This window comes from Methyloversatilis universalis FAM5 (assembly GCF_000214035.2).
In the GTDB taxonomy this organism is placed as follows: Bacteria; Pseudomonadota; Gammaproteobacteria; order Burkholderiales; family Rhodocyclaceae; genus Methyloversatilis; species Methyloversatilis universalis.
Window position 1 is genome coordinate 106,056 of the sequence record NZ_AFHG01000030.1, and the last position, 15,018, is coordinate 121,073.

Consider the following 15,018-nt stretch of genomic DNA (forward strand, 5'->3'; position numbering starts at 1 on the left):
CGCCGCGATGACCGCCTGGCTGGTACTTGGCTCGATCGGACTGCTGCTGGCGCTGCTCGTACACGGTCGCGTGGCGCCCGCGCCGCTGTTCACCGGGCTCGCCACCTGTTACTACTTCGCCGGTCTGCTGGATCAGAAAACCTGGCTCACCAGCTATACCAATCCGGCGCTGGCCATGCTGGTGCTGCTGCTGCTGGTGTCGATGGTGGTGGAGCGGGCGCCGGTGCTGGAGCGTGTGTCGGACCGTCTGCTGCGCGGCTCGCCAGGCTGGGCGGTGGTGCGCTTCACCTCGGTCACCACGCTGTTCTCCGCTTTCCTGAACAACACCGCAGTGGTCGGCGCGCTGCTCGGCGTGGTGACCCGGCAGCGCCACCATCCGGCGTCGCTGCTGCTCATCCCGCTGTCCTTTGCCGCCATTGTCGGCGGCATCACCACGCTGGTTGGCACCTCGACCAATCTGGTGGTCAGCTCGCTGATGGTGAACGCGGGGCTGCCGCCGCTGGGCATGTTCGACCCGACCTGGGTCGGCGTACCGGTGGCGCTGGTGTGCGTCGGGGTGATGGCGCTCGGCGTGCGGCTGCTGCCGCGGCACGAGGCGGATGACCGCGAACTGCAGCAGGCCTATTTTCTGGAAGCGCGGGTCGACCCGGCCTCCAGTCTGATCGGCCGCAGCATCGAACAGAACCGGCTGCGCAATCTTGAAGGCCTGTTCCTGCTGGAAATCCTGCGCGAGGGTCGACTCATTTCGCCGGTGGCCCCGACCGAAGTGATCGAAGCTGGCGACGTGCTCATCTTTACCGGCGAAATCGACAAGGTGCAGACCTTGCAGCGCTTCGACGGTCTGCAGGTATTCGGCATGGAAGCGAACGCGCTGCTGCGCTCCAACCTGCTCGAAGTGGTCATTTCCAGTCAGTCGGACCTGGCGAACAGGACCTTGCGCGAGGTCGATTTCCGCACCATGTTCGATGCCGGCGTGGTTGGCATACGGCGCGGCGACAAGCGGCTCACCGGCCAGCTCGGCCGGGTGCCGCTGCATGTGGGCGACAGCCTGCTGCTGGCGGTCGGGCCCGATTTCGCGCACCACCGCAATATCGAACGCAATTTCCATCTGGTCGGCGGCACGGTGCGGCCGCGGCTGACGCCTGTTCAGAGCCGGTTCACGCTGGGCGGTTTCGCAGCGGTGATCGCGCTGTCCGGCTTCGAGATCGTGCCGCTGTTTACCGGCCTGCTGGTGCTGATGATCGCGCTGGTGGTGAGCGGACTGCTCACGCTGGGCGAGATGCGCCGCCGCTTTCCGTTCGACCTGGTGCTCACCATAGGCTCGTCGCTGGCCATTGCCAGCGTGCTCGAGAACAGCGGGGCGGCCGAACTGATGGCCGGCGCTCTGCGTGCGCTGTACGACGGCCATGGCGTGCTGGGCGCCTTCGTCGGCATCTACCTGCTCACCGTGCTGCTGACCGAACTGGTGACCAACAACGCTGCAGCCGCGCTCGCCTTCCCGATCGCACTGTCGACCGCGCGCGCCTTCGACGCTGATCCCATGCCCTTCATCATGGCGGTGCTGTACGGCGCCAGTGCCGGCTTCCTGATTCCTTTCGGCTACCAGACCCACCTGATGGTGTATTCGCCCGGCCGCTACCGGATGATGGATTTCGTCCGCGTCGGCCTGCCGGTGTCGATCGCCTATGGCGCCACGGTGCTGCTGCTGGTGCCGGTGTTCTTCCCGTTCACCCGCTGACCCGGCGCCGGGTCAGGCCGCCTGGCCCGCGCTCCAGCCGGAAGACCAGGCCCACTGGAAGTTGTAGCCGCCCAGCCAGCCGGTCACGTCCACCACCTCGCCGACGAAGAACAGGCCGGGCACGCGGCGGGCCGCCATCGTTTTCTGGTCGAGGTCGCGCGTGTCCACGCCGCCCAGCGTCACTTCCGCCTTGTTGTAGCCCAGCGTGCCCGACGGGTGCAGCGGCCAGCCCTTGAGCTTCGCGGCGATGTCGGCCAGCGCCGCCCGCGGCAGTTCGGCCAGCGCGACATTCCAGCGGCCTGCACCCTCGAAATCCACCCACTGCTGCGCGAAGCGCTTCGGCAGGTGGTCTGCCAGCAGCGTGGCCAGCGCCTGCCTGCCGGCTCGTGCCGTCTGCAGCCAGCTTTCGGCATCGGCCACCTCGGGCAGCAGGTCGATGTGCAGCGCTTCGCGGCCGCCGGCCTGCTGCCAGTAGCTGGACGCCTGCAGGATGGCCGGACCGGACAGGCCGCGATGGGTGAGCAGGGTCTGTTCGCGGAACTCCGGGCCGTCGCACCAGGCCACCGAATCGAAGGAGGCGCCGGACAGTTCGCCGAAACGCGCCAGCCAGTCCGGATCCAGCGCCAGCGGCACCAACGCCGGCTTCGGCGCCACCACCTTAAGGCCGAACTGCTCCGCCACCCGGTAGCCGAAAGGCGTGGCGCCGATCTTCGGGACCGTCAGCCCGCCGGTGGCGATCACCAGCGAGGCGGCGAAGCGTGCGCCCTGGTCGGTATCGACCCGGAACAGATCGCCTTCCCGCGACACGCCGCTCACCGCTGACGGGCGTTGCCAGCGCACGCCGCCGGCGTCGCACTCCGCCTTCAGCAGGTCGATGATCTGCTGCGAACTGTCGTCGCAGAACAGCTGGCCCAGCGTTTTTTCGTGATAGCGGATGCGGTGTCGCTCGACCAGCGCGATGAAGTCGCGTGGCGTGTAGCGCGACAGCGCGGAGCGGCAGAAATGCGGGTTCTGCGACAGGAAGCAATCGGGCCTCAGGTCGCGGTTGGTGAAATTGCAGCGGCCGCCGCCGGAAATGCGGATCTTCTCGGCCAGCTTGGGTGAGTGGTCGATCACCAGCACGCTGCGGCCGCGGCTGCCTGCGGTGGCGGCGCACATCAGGCCGGCGGCGCCGGCGCCGATCACGATCACATCGACGTGCATGGACGGACAGAGGAAGACGAAAGGCGCGAGTGTAGCGGCGCTCAGCGCAAACCCGGGGGCTGAAGTAGCATCGCCGGATGCGATTCATCCATTCCCTGAGACGCGGTTCGGTGCGCACCCGGCTGGTGCTGCTGGTACTGGCCCCGCCGCTGCTGATGCTGCCGCTGCTGATCGCGCTGGTGGTGCATTGGGGCAATTCCGCCTACGACCAGCTGCTCATCTACAAGGTGAATGCGGAACTGACCATCGCGCGCCAGTATTTCGACCGGGTGCTCGACAGTCAGCGTCAGACCGTGTCCGCGATCGCGGCCTCCGGCAAGCTGCGCAGCGTGCTGGGCGCGCCGGCCTCGCTGGCTGCCCTGCTGAAAGCACAGGCCGAGGCGCAGCAGTTTGACTACCTGTACGTGCTCGACGGCGAGGGCCGGGTGCGCGCGGCGTCCACCCACACGCGGCCGGGCGAGGTGCTGAGGGAATCGCGCACCGACTGGCCGGTGGTGCGGGCGGCGCTGGAAGGCGAATCGCGCATCGCGCTGTCGGTGTTCGACGCCGCCCGACTGGCGGCCATCGGCCCGCAGCTGGTCGAGCGCGCACGGCTGGCGATCGTGCCGACCGCCAACGCCACACCCGACCCGCGACACGAGGAGGAGCGCGGCATGATGATCCATGTCGCGGTGCCCATCCTCGACGCCCAGGGCGAACAGATCGGGGTGCTCGAAGGCGGCCGGCTGCTGAACCGCAACCTCGATTTCGTCGACACCATCAACGACCTTGTCTACAACGACGGCGCGCTGCCGCTGGGTTCGCGCGGCACCGCCACGCTCTTTCTCGACGATGTGCGCATCGCCACCAATGTGCGCATGTTCGGCGGCGACCGCGCGCTCGGCACCCGGGTGTCGGCGGCGGTGCGCCACCGGGTGCTTGACCGCGGCGAGCGCTGGCTGGACCGCGCCTTCGTCGTGAACGACTGGTATGTGTCGGGCTACGAACCGGTGGTCGATGGCGAGGGCCGGCGCATCGGCATGCTCTATGTCGGCTTTCTCGAAGCGCCTTTCCGCGAGGTGAAGCAGAACATCCTGGCGGCGCTGATCGGCCTGTTCGCACTCATCATGGCGGCCGGCGTCGTGCTGTCGCTGCGCGGCGCGCGCAGCATCTTCCGGCCGATCGAGCGCATGGACGCCACCATCGGCGCGGTCGAGAAGGGTGACGCGACGGCCCGCACCGGCAGCGTCGAAGGCGGTGAGGAGATCGCGCGTCTGGCCGGTCACCTCGACACGCTGCTGGATACCGTGGCCGCGCGCGAGGCGGAGCTGAAGCAGCTCAACGCCGAACTGGACCAGAAGGTGGTCGAGCGCACCGCCGAACTGCGCGAGGCGCAGCGCCAGCTGGTGCGCTCGGAAAAGCTGGCGGCCATCGGCCAGCTCACCGCGGGCGTGGCCCATGAAATCAACAATCCGGTGGCGGTGATGCAGGGCAATCTGGACCTGATGCGCGAACTGCTGGGCCCGGCTGCTGATGGCGTGAGCACCGAAATCCGGCTGCTGGACGAACAGATCAACCGCATCCGCGTCATCGTGACCAAGCTGCTGCAGTACGCGCGACCGGGCGAATTTGCCGGCTACGTGTCCGAACTGGACACCGGTGCGCTGCTGCAGGACACGCTGCCGCTGGTGCAGCACCAGGCGCGCAAGAACGGCGTGGACATCGTGCTCGACACCCGCGCCCGCACCCGTGTGCGCATCAACCGCGAAGAGCTGCAGCAGGTGCTGGTGAATCTCGTCGTCAATGCGCTGCACGCCATGCCCGACGGCGGCACGCTTACGCTGAGCACCGAAGACGTGTCCGATCCGGCCGGGGTGCGGCTGGACGTGCGCGACAGCGGCCACGGCATCGCGCCGGAACACCTGGGCCGGGTGTTCGATCCCTTCTTCACCACCAAGCGCTCCGAAGGCACCGGTCTGGGCCTGTCGGTGTCGCTCGGCCTGATCGAGCGCTATGGCGGCACCATCACCGTCGCCAGCACGCCGGGCGAGGGCACCTGTTTCAGCGTGCTGCTGCTGTCCGAGCCGCAGTTCCGCGGCGCCGAGGGCCCGGCGCACGCCTGATCCGGCAGGCGTGCCGGGGAGGACGGTGCGCCGGCCCGGCCCCTGTGCCGGCCGTCAGCGCACGATCGAGAAGCCGACCCGTATCTGCGCCGGGCCGCTCCGGTTGTAATCCAGCAGGCTTTCGCCATAGCCATTGAAGTACTGGAAATGCAGGAAACCGCCGGCGCCGGCGTCGGCCAGCAACCGGCGCTTCAGGCGATAGGACAGGTCGAGCTGCAGCGACCCCTGGTTGCCCGGATAGCCTTCGGCTTTCAGCAGCCAGCCGTCGTCGTTGCCGACTTCGAGCCCGAGCAGCGCGTAGCCGCGGTATTTCGCGATGTCGCGGTTGGTAGGGTCGCGATCGGTGTAGTCGAACAGCTTGGCCGAGGCGCCGACATGGGTGTTGTGGTCCACGTCCCAGCGCCAGGAGGGCTTCACGAACAGGGTGTCGATCGAGCGCGAGTCAGCGCCGTCGCGGCCGTTGGACTGGTGCTCGTAGCCGGCCTGGGCGCTGAAGGTGTGGCGCGAGCCGATCTGCCGGTAGGGACCGAACTCGTAGAAGAAGCTCGGCTTGTAGGTGGTGTCGCGGAAAGGTTTCGAATCGCCGCTCCAGTCCCAGATCGAGGTCTGGGTGTAGCCGAAGTGCAGGCCGGTGAGCAGGTCGCCCAGCGGCAGTTCGGTGGCCCAGCCTTCCGGATCGAAGATGCGGTACTTGAACGAGATCTGGAAGCGGGCCGTCGTGTCGCCGCGCGAGCCGGCGACGAAATAGACCGGTTCGTGGGTGCCGAGACCGATGCGGTTGCGACCCAGATTCACCACGCCGGCCGGTTCGGCCCCGGTCGTTTCGGCGGCGGCCGCCCGCACCGAAGAGGATGGCACCACCGCCACCGCACCGGCGGCCAGCGGTGCCGGCTTGAGCTGCACCAGCAGCACGCTGGACGCCGCAGAGGTCAATTCCAGCCGGCCGGTGCCTTCGAGGTCGGTCGGGAACACCGCAGCGTAATCGCGGCGGCCGTCACGCGCCGGGGCGGACGCGCGCAGGGTGAGGTCGGCCGCGCGAGGACCGGCGATGACGCGCCCCTTCAGTTCTTCCGGAAGGGCTTCTCCGGCCGTCGATACCACGGTGAGCGTAAGCGGCAGCCCCGGTTCGACCAGAGTCTGCCGGCTGGCGAGCAGCAGGTCGGCGCGGGCCGGAGCGGCCAGCATAAGGGCTGCAAGCGCGATTGCGAGCGGGGCGGCGAATGCGCCGGTGCGGCGCAGCGGTGAACGGTTCATGGCGGGACTCCATCAGGACTGCCCGCGATTCTGCCTGCTGCGCGGCCTGGCGGGCTGTCAGCCGTAGCTGACTGCCCGCCGGCGAGGTCCTACCAGAGCGTTTCGCGCTCCGGCGATGCGCTGATGCGGTGAATGGCCAGGTCGGCGCCCTCGAACTCCTGTTCCGGATCCAGACGCAGTCCGGAGAAGGCCTTGATGGAACCGTAGATGATGGCGCCGCCGGCCAGTGCCAGCGCGACGCCGGCCACGGTGCCGACCAGCTGGGTCATGAAGCTCACCTTGCCCAGCCCGCCCAGTGCCTCGAGCCCGAAAATGCCGGCGGCGATGCCGCCCCAGGCGCCGCACAGACCGTGCAGCGGCCATACGCCCAGCACGTCGTCGATCTTCCAGCGGTTCTGGGTCAGCGTGAACATGAGCACGAACAGGCCACCCGCGATGCCGCCGGTGAGCAGCGCACCGAGCGGGTGCATGAGGTCGGAGCCGGCGCAGACCGCGACCAGGCCGGCCAGCGGACCGTTGTGCACGAAGCCCGGGTCATTGCGCCCGGCCACCAGCGCCACCAGCGTGCCGCCGACCATGGCCATCAGCGAATTGACCGCCACCAGTCCGTTCACCGCTTCCAGCTTCTGCGCGCTCATCACGTTGAAGCCGAACCAGCCCACGGTCAGTATCCAGGCGCCCAGCGCGAGGAAGGGAATGCTCGAGGGCGGATGGGCGGCGATGCCGCCGTCGCGCGAGTAGCGGCCGCGTCGGGCGCCCAGCAGAAGCACCGCCGCCAGCGCGATCCAGCCGCCGAAGGCGTGCACGACCACCGAACCTGCGAAGTCGTGGAAGGGCGCGCCGAAAGTGCTTTCAAGCCACGCCTGGAAGCCGAAGTTGCCGTTCCAGATCATGCCTTCGAACAGCGGATAGAGCAGGCCGACGATCAGTGCGGTGGCGCTCACTTGGGGCCAGAAGCGCGCGCGTTCGGCGATGCCGCCCGACACGATGGCCGGGATGGCGGCGGCGAAGGTGAGCAGGAAGAAGAACTTCACCAGATCGTAGCCGCCGGCCTGGGTCAGGCTGGCCGCGCTGCCCAGAAAATGAACCCCGTAGGCGATGCCGTACCCAATGAAGAAATACACCAGTGTGGATACCGCAAAATCCACCAGGATCTTGACCAGCGCATTGACCTGGTTCTTGCGGCGTACCGTGCCCACCTCGAGGAAGGCGAAGCCGGCGTGCATCGCCAGCACCATGATGGCGCCGAGCAGGATGAACAACACGTCGGCCGATGTCTTGAAACTGTCCATGAAAGCTCCGGAAATCACGATCGAGGTGCAGATAGCAAGAGCTGCACCAGCAAGTGGCGGAGGTCGGGGCGGGTGGCACGGAAGTGGGGCGCAGTGCGGCCTTCAGACCGATCCGGAGAGGCGGTCATGCCCTCGCGTGTGACAACACATGCGCACTTTCCAGGGGCAAAATAGCGTGTTGCGCACAAAAAATGTGCGCAGTGAAACAAACTCGATCAAAATGCCCGGCTTTGGTGCATAAGTCCGTCAAGGGCAGTGGGAGACAACTTTGAAGTACGGCAATTTCAGCGATTTCGTGGCGCGGGTGGATGCGCGCAATCCGGGTCAGCCCGAATTCATCCAGGCGGTGACCGAGGTGATGGAAAGCCTGTGGCCCTTCATCGAGGCGAATCCGCGCTACGCCGAACAGGCGCTGCTCGAGCGGCTGGTTGAACCCGAGCGGGTGATCATGTTCCGCGTCTGCTGGGTCGATGACCGCGGCGAGGTGCAGGTGAACCGCGGCTACCGCATCCAGCACAGTTCGGCCATCGGGCCGTACAAGGGCGGCATCCGTTTCCACCCGTCGGTGAATCTGTCCATCCTGAAATTCCTGGCGTTCGAACAGACCTTCAAGAATGCGCTCACCACGCTGCCCATGGGCGGCGGCAAGGGCGGTTCCGATTTCGATCCCAAGGGCCGCAGCCAGGGCGAAATCATGCGTTTCTGCCAGGCCTTCGTGTCCGAACTGTTCCGCCACATCGGTTCGGATACCGACGTGCCGGCTGGCGACATCGGGGTCGGCGGCCGTGAGGTCGGCTACATGGCCGGCATGATGAAGAAACTCAGCAACCGTGCCGACTGCGTGTTTACCGGCAAGGGCCTGTCTTTCGGCGGTTCGCTCATCCGTCCGGAAGCGACCGGTTACGGCACCGTCTATTTCGCCGAGGAAATGCTGTGCCACGCCGGCCGCTCGATGGCCGGTCTGCGGGTGTCGGTGTCCGGTTCCGGCAATGTCGCGCAGTACGCGGTGGAAAAGGCGATGGCGCTGGGTGCCAAGGTGGTGACGGTGTCCGATTCCGGCGGCACCGTGATCGACGAGGACGGCTTCACCACTGAAAAGCTGGCCATCCTGATGGATGTGAAGAACCGCCAGTACGGCCGCGCGAGCGACTACGCCAAGCAGGTCGGTGCGCGCTTCGAGGAGAACGTGCGTCCGTGGCATGTGCCGGTCGACGTGGCGCTGCCCTGCGCCACCCAGAACGAACTGGACGAGAGCGACGCGCGCACGCTGATCGCCAATGGCGTGAAGTGCGTGGCCGAAGGCGCCAACATGCCCTCGACCATCGAAGCCGCGAAGGCCTTCGAGGCGGCCGGCGTGCTCTACGCGCCGGGCAAGGCTTCGAACGCCGGTGGCGTGGCGACCTCGGGTCTGGAAATGAGCCAGAACGCGATCCGCATGAACTGGACGCGCGACGAGGTCGATACCCGTCTGCTCCAGATCATGCAGGGCATCCACGCCGCCTGCCTGCAGTACGGCAAGCGCAAGGATGGTCGCCTGAGCTATGTCGATGGCGCCAACGTGGCCGGCTTCGTCAAGGTGGCCGAGGCCATGCTGGGGCAGGGCGTGATCTGATCTCAGTGCAGTCCCGGCCCGCCCGCGCCGTGCGGGTGTGGCCAGGGCGGAAACGCATTTCCGGCGACGTCCCGGAAACAAAAAGCCCACTCCGAGGAGTGGGCCTTTTTTGCTGGAACGGCGTTTCGATTACTTCAGGATGGTCGCGAGCGAGTCGGCCACGTAATCGATGTTCTTCGAGTTCAGCGCGGCCAGGCAGATGCGGCCGGTGCTGACGGCGTAGATGCCGAATTCGTCGCGCAGGCGATCCACCTGGGCCACGGTCAGACCGGTGTAGCTGAACATGCCGCGCTGGCGCACGACGAAGGAGAAGTCACGGGCCACGCCGCGGGCCGACAGCTTGTCGACCAGGCCAGTGCGCATCGCGCGGATGCGCTCGCGCATTTCGCCCAGTTCCTCTTCCCACATCGAACGCAGCTCGGGCGTAGCCAGCACCGATGCCACCACCGCGCCGCCGTGGGTGGGCGGGTTGGAGTAGTTGGTGCGGATGGTGCGCTTGAGCTGGCTCAGCACGCGGGCCGATTCGTCCTTCGACGCAGTCACGATGGACAGGGCGCCGACGCGCTCGCCGTACAGCGAGAAGGACTTCGAGAACGAGCTGGAAATGACGAAGCTCAGGCCGGACTGCACGAACTGGCGCACCGCCACGGCGTCCTGGTCGATGCCGTCGGCGAAGCCCTGGTAGGCCATGTCGAGGAAGGGCACCAGGTTGCGTGCCTTGCACACCTCGACCACTTCGGCCCACTGGGCGTCGGTCAGGTCGGCGCCGGTCGGGTTGTGGCAGCAGGCGTGCAGCAGCACGATCTGGCTGGCCGGCAGCGCCTTCAGGTGGGCGATCATCGCGTCGAAGCGCACACCGCGGGTGTCGGCGTCGAAATAAGGGTAGACATCGACTTCGAAGCCGGCGGCTTCGAACAGCGCGCGGTGGTTTTCCCAGCTCGGGTCGCTGATGTAGACCTTGGCCTGCGGCAGCAGGCGCTTCAGGAAATCGGCGCCGATCTTCAGCGCGCCGGTGCCGCCCAGGGCCTGCGCGGTGACCACGCGGCCGTCGGCGGTCAGGGCCGCGCCCTGGCCGAACAGCAGGTCCTGCACCGCCTTGTTGTAGGCCGGCGCACCTTCGATCGGCTGGTAGCCGCGCGGCGGCGCATTCTTCATGCGCGCCTCTTCCGCGGCACGCACCGCACGCAGCAGCGGCAGCTTGCCCGCGTCGTCGTAGTACACGCCCACGCCCAGGTTCACCTTGGTGGTGCGGGTATCAGCGTTGAAGGCTTCGGTCAGGCCCAGGATGGGGTCGCGCGGGGCCATCTCGACGGTCGAGAAGACGGACGGGTTCATGCGTGCTCCGGTGTGCAGGGTTGGTGTGCCCGGGTCGGGCGGTGCGTCGTGCTATTAAAGATAGGTCGAAAAAACGACAACAATCGCGCTAATGTCCGCTTTTGCCTGAACGCCGCCGAAGTCCTGCGGTCATCAGGCTGCAAACGATTTGTGCAACGCAAAATTCTACCATGTCGGAAACTGTCGCCGCACCCGCCCTGTTAACCTTTGACAACAGTCCCTATCGCCTCCATCAGCCCTTTCCGCCGGCCGGTGACCAGCCGGGCGCGATCGACAAACTGGTCGAGGGCATCGAGGACGGGCTCATGTTCCAGACCCTGCTCGGCGTCACCGGTTCCGGCAAGACCTACACGATGGCCAACGTGATCGCGCGCACCGGTCGCCCGGCCATCGTGATGGCGCCGAACAAGACGCTGGCCGCCCAGCTGTACTCGGAATTCCGCGAGTTCTTTCCGGAAAACGCGATCGAGTACTTCGTGAGCTACTACGACTACTACCAGCCCGAAGCCTATGTGCCGTCGAAGGACCTGTTCATCGAGAAGGACAGCGCCATCAACGAGCACATCGAGCAGATGCGGCTGTCGGCGACCAAGAGCCTGATGGAGCGGCGCGACGTGATCATCGTCGCCAGCGTGTCGTCGATCTACGGCATCGGCGATCCGGTGGATTATCACGCGATGATTCTGCATCTGCGCGAAGGCGGCACGCTGCACCAGCGCGACATCATCGCGCGGCTGGTGCAGATGCAGTACCAGCGCAACGACACCGACTTCAAGCGCGGCACCTTCCGGGTGCGCGGTGACGTGATCGACATCTTCCCGGCAGAACACGCCGAGAACGCGCTGCGGGTGTCGCTGTTCGACGACCAGATCGAGGAACTGTCGCTGTTCGATCCGCTGACCGGCCAGGTGCGCAGCCGCATCGGCCGCTTCACCGTCTATCCGTCCAGCCATTACGTGACGCCGCGCGCCACCGTGCTGCGCGCGATCGACGCCATCAAGGCCGAACTGGAGATCCGCTCGAAGGAATTCGTAAGCCAGCACAAGCTGGTGGAGGCACAGCGCATTGAGCAGCGCACCCGTTTCGACCTCGAAATGCTGAACGAGCTCGGCTTCTGCAAGGGCATCGAGAACTACTCGCGCCACCTGTCCGGCCGCCAGCCGGGCGAGCCGCCGCCGACGCTGATCGACTATCTGCCGCCGGACGCGTTGATGTTCATCGATGAGTCGCACGTCACCATTCCGCAGATCGGCGGCATGTTCAAGGGCGACATGGCGCGCAAGACCAATCTGGTCGATTTCGGTTTCCGGCTGCCGTCCGCGCTGGACAACCGGCCGCTCAAGTTCGACGAGTTCGAGAAGCTGATGCCGCAGACCGTGTTCGTGTCGGCCACCCCGGCCGCCTACGAGGCGGCCAATCAGGGGCAGGTGGTGGAGCAGGTGGTGCGGCCGACCGGCCTGGTCGATCCGGTGGTGGAAATCCGCCCTGCCTCGACCCAGGTGGACGACCTGCTGGGCGAGATCCGCAAGCGGGTGGACGCTGGCGAGCGCGTGCTGGTGACCGTGCTCACCAAGCGGCTGGCCGAGGACCTGACCGACTACTTCAGCGAGAACGGCGTGCGGGTGCGCTATCTGCATTCGGACATCGACACGGTCGAACGGGTGGAAATCATCCGCGACCTGCGGCTGGGCGAATTCGACGTGCTGGTGGGCATCAACCTGCTGCGCGAAGGTCTGGACATCCCCGAGGTGTCGCTGGTCGCCATCCTCGACGCCGACAAGGAAGGTTTCCTGCGCTCCGAGCGCAGCCTGATCCAGACCATAGGCCGGGCCGCGCGTCACCTGAACGGCACCGCGCTGCTGTACGCGGACAACATGACCGACTCGATGAAGCGGGCCATCGCCGAAACCGAGCGCCGGCGCGCCAAGCAGATCGCGCACAACGAGGCCCATGGCATCACGCCCAAGGGCGTGGTCAAGCGCATCAAGGACATCATCGACGGGGTCTATGACCAGGAAGAGGTGGCGCGCGAACTCAAGGTGGCCGAGGAGCACGCGCGCTTCGAAGCCATGAGCGAGAAGGATCTGGCCAGGGAAATCAAGAAGCTCGAGAAGGAAATGGTCGAGCATGCCAAGAACCTGGAGTTCGAGAAGGCGGCCGAGGCGCGCGACCGGCTGTTCAAGCTGCGCAGCGGCGCCTTCGGCGCGGCCGCGCACTGACACCGTGGCCGCACGGCAAGGGCGGCGGGGCGCTGCGGCGCCCGTCGGCCCCGGCCGGTGCTGATCCCTTCATTCCGCTGAGTCCTTCATTCCGAAATCATCCCGCTGCCGGGCGGAACTTGCCGCGCCGGCCGCACTCCCTGCGAACATGGTCCACATCACCGCTTTCTTCCGCCCTCTGCTCGTCGCACTGCTGAGCCTGCTGCCCGCGCTTGCGCCGGCCGCCGAGAGCGCGCCGTCCACCACCCCGCGTGCCACTGTGTCGCTGCTGTCGGCCAGCGATGCGCTGGCGCCCGGGCAGACCGTCGAACTGGCCCTGCATTTCCGCTTCCAGCCTGGCTGGCACATCTACTGGATGAACCCGGGCGATGCCGGTCAGGCGCCGCGCATCGAGGTGTTCGCGCCCGCCGGCAGCACGGTGGGCGATGTCCGCTGGCCGGCACCCGAGCGCCACGTCGACGGACCGATCACCACCTTCGTCCATCAGGGCGACGTGCTGCTGCCTTTTCCGCTGACGCTGCCGGCGTCGCTGTCCGGCACCACCGCGCTGTCGGTGAAGGCCAGCTGGCTGGTGTGCAAGGACATCTGCATTCCGGAAGAAGGCGTGTTCCGGCTTGAACTGCCGGCCGGTGCGGCTGAGCCCGGCAGCGACGCGCCGCTGTTCGAGGCGGCGCGGGCGGCCGCGCCGGTGCGCACCGACTGGCAGGTGTCGGTCGACGCGACCGGCCAGCTCACGCTGCGCGGCGCTGGCGCCGGTACGCTGAAAGCGGCGGATTTCTTTCCGGCGGACTGGGGGCGGATCGAACACGGCGCCGCCCAGACGCTGACGGTCGAGGGCGACCGGGCCCGCATCGCGCTGGTGCCGGGCGCCGAATTCGATGCCGCCAAGCCTCTGGAGGGCGTGCTGCGCGCCACCGGCGCCGACGGGGTGGAGCGGGCGCTGTGGCTGTCCACCGCGGATCAGCCGGTCGTCCGCACGCCGGTGGTGATGCTGGCCGCCGGCGACGCGCCGCCTTCGTCGGGGGGGACTGCACCGCCGATCCAGTCCTCGGCCGCAGGCGAAACCGGGGGGCTATGGCCGCTGCTGTTCGCCTTTGCCGGCGGCCTGCTGCTCAACCTGATGCCCTGCGTGTTTCCGGTGCTGGCGATCAAGGCGCTGTCCTTCGCCCGAGCCGGCGGGGGCGAGGCGGCGCGGGTCAGGCGGCATTCGCTGGCCTACTGCGCCGGCGTGGTGCTCAGTTTCGTCGCGCTGGCCGGCCTGCTGCTTGCGCTGCGGGCCGCCGGAAGCCAGGCCGGCTGGGGCTTCCAGTTCCAGTCGCCGGTGTTCGTCGCGGCCATGGCCACGCTGCTTTTCGCCATCGGTCTGAACCTGTCCGGTGTGTTCGACGTGGGCGGACGCCTGGCGTCGGCGGGCAGCGGGCTGGCGGAGCGCGGCGGACTGGCCGGCAGCTTCTTTACCGGCGTGCTGGCGGTGGTGGTGGCCACGCCCTGTACCGCACCCTTCATGGGCGGCGCGATCGCAGCGGCGCTGAGCGCCCCGGCCGTGGTCACCGTGGGCATCTTCGTCGCACTCGGTCTGGGCATGGCGCTGCCCTATCTGCTGCTGGCCTTTTTCCCGGCGCTGGCCCGGCGCATGCCGAAGCCCGGTGCCTGGATGGAGCGGCTGAAGCAGGCGCTGGCCTTCCCGATGTATGGCGCGGCGGCCTGGCTGGTGTGGGTACTCAGCCAGCAGAGCGGCGCGGATGGCGTGCTGCACGTGCTGGTGGCCCTGCTGCTGGTGGCGCTGGCCGCCTGGCTGGCCGGCAGCGCGCAGCGCGGCGCGCCGAGAGCCTGCCTGTGGCGGGCTGCGGCCGTGCTGGCGCTGGTGATCGCTGCGCTGGCGGTCGGACGCACACCCGCAGCGCAGCCGGTCGCCGCGGCTTCGGCCGAAGGCGCTTACTCGCCGCAGCGGCTGGCCGACCTGCGCGCCTCCGGCAAGCCGGTGTTCGTGAACATGACCGCCGCCTGGTGCGTCACCTGCCTGATGAATGAAAAGGTGGCCTTGTCGACGGCCGAGGTGCAGGCGGCGTTCGCTGCGCGCGGCATCGTCTACCTGAAGGGCGACTGGACCCGGGCCGACCCGGACATCACCGCCTTCCTGCAGTCCCATGGCCGGGACGGTGTGCCGCTCTACGTCTATTACCCGGCGGGCGGCCAGCCGGTGCTGCTGCCGCAGATCCTGACGCCGGGCGTGGTGCTGGCGCATCTCGAACCCGGGCCGTAA

9 protein-coding genes are annotated in these 15,018 nt (G+C 67.5%); 5 read left to right on the forward strand and 4 right to left on the reverse strand.

Annotated elements, in window-relative coordinates; genetic code table 11:
• The first annotated feature begins 7 nt into the window (after nucleotides 1–7).
• Nucleotides 8–1,738 (forward strand): SLC13 family permease, encoded by a 1,731-nt coding sequence (locus METUNV1_RS03365; protein ID WP_008058837.1) that lies wholly within the window; start codon nucleotides 8–10, stop codon nucleotides 1,736–1,738.
• 12 nt (nucleotides 1,739–1,750) lie between these two features.
• On the opposite strand, the gene METUNV1_RS03370 is transcribed toward METUNV1_RS03365, so the two are convergent.
• Nucleotides 1,751–2,941, reverse strand: a complete 1,191-nt coding sequence (locus METUNV1_RS03370) for a BaiN/RdsA family NAD(P)/FAD-dependent oxidoreductase (protein WP_008058844.1) — start codon at nucleotides 2,939–2,941, stop codon at nucleotides 1,751–1,753.
• 77 nt (nucleotides 2,942–3,018) lie between these two features.
• Here METUNV1_RS03370 and METUNV1_RS03375 point away from each other — a divergent pair, with 77 nt between their 5' ends.
• Nucleotides 3,019–5,043: a cache domain-containing protein gene (locus METUNV1_RS03375; protein ID WP_008058846.1), complete on the forward strand. Its 2,025-nt coding sequence runs from the start codon at nucleotides 3,019–3,021 to the stop codon at nucleotides 5,041–5,043.
• A 54-nt stretch (nucleotides 5,044–5,097) separates the two neighbouring features.
• Here METUNV1_RS03375 and METUNV1_RS03380 read toward each other — a convergent pair whose 3' ends face one another.
• Both METUNV1_RS03380 and METUNV1_RS03385 read right to left on the reverse strand, forming a co-directional pair.
• The gene (locus METUNV1_RS03380) at nucleotides 5,098–6,297 is read right to left on the reverse strand and encodes a phospholipase A (RefSeq protein ID WP_008058847.1); all 1,200 of its coding nucleotides are present in this window, start codon (nucleotides 6,295–6,297) and stop codon (nucleotides 5,098–5,100) included.
• Nucleotides 6,298–6,386: 89 nt separating this feature from the next.
• Nucleotides 6,387–7,589, reverse strand: a complete 1,203-nt coding sequence (locus tag METUNV1_RS03385) for an ammonium transporter (protein ID WP_008058849.1) — start codon at nucleotides 7,587–7,589, stop codon at nucleotides 6,387–6,389.
• A 268-nt stretch (nucleotides 7,590–7,857) separates the two neighbouring features.
• Between METUNV1_RS03385 and gdhA the strand changes: the two genes are divergently transcribed.
• On the forward strand, nucleotides 7,858–9,201 hold the full coding sequence (gene gdhA / locus METUNV1_RS03390; protein ID WP_008058851.1) for an NADP-specific glutamate dehydrogenase: 1,344 nt from the start codon (nucleotides 7,858–7,860) through the stop codon (nucleotides 9,199–9,201).
• A gap of 129 nt (nucleotides 9,202–9,330) precedes the next feature.
• On the opposite strand, the gene METUNV1_RS03395 is transcribed toward gdhA, so the two are convergent.
• Nucleotides 9,331–10,536, reverse strand: a complete 1,206-nt coding sequence (locus METUNV1_RS03395; protein ID WP_008058853.1) for an amino acid aminotransferase — start codon at nucleotides 10,534–10,536, stop codon at nucleotides 9,331–9,333.
• A 170-nt stretch (nucleotides 10,537–10,706) separates the two neighbouring features.
• Between METUNV1_RS03395 and uvrB the strand changes: the two genes are divergently transcribed.
• Nucleotides 10,707–12,755, forward strand: a complete 2,049-nt coding sequence (uvrB, locus tag METUNV1_RS03400) for an excinuclease ABC subunit UvrB (RefSeq protein WP_008058854.1) — start codon at nucleotides 10,707–10,709, stop codon at nucleotides 12,753–12,755.
• A 148-nt stretch (nucleotides 12,756–12,903) separates the two neighbouring features.
• Nucleotides 12,904–15,018: a protein-disulfide reductase DsbD family protein gene (locus tag METUNV1_RS03405; RefSeq protein ID WP_008058856.1), complete on the forward strand. Its 2,115-nt coding sequence runs from the start codon at nucleotides 12,904–12,906 to the stop codon at nucleotides 15,016–15,018.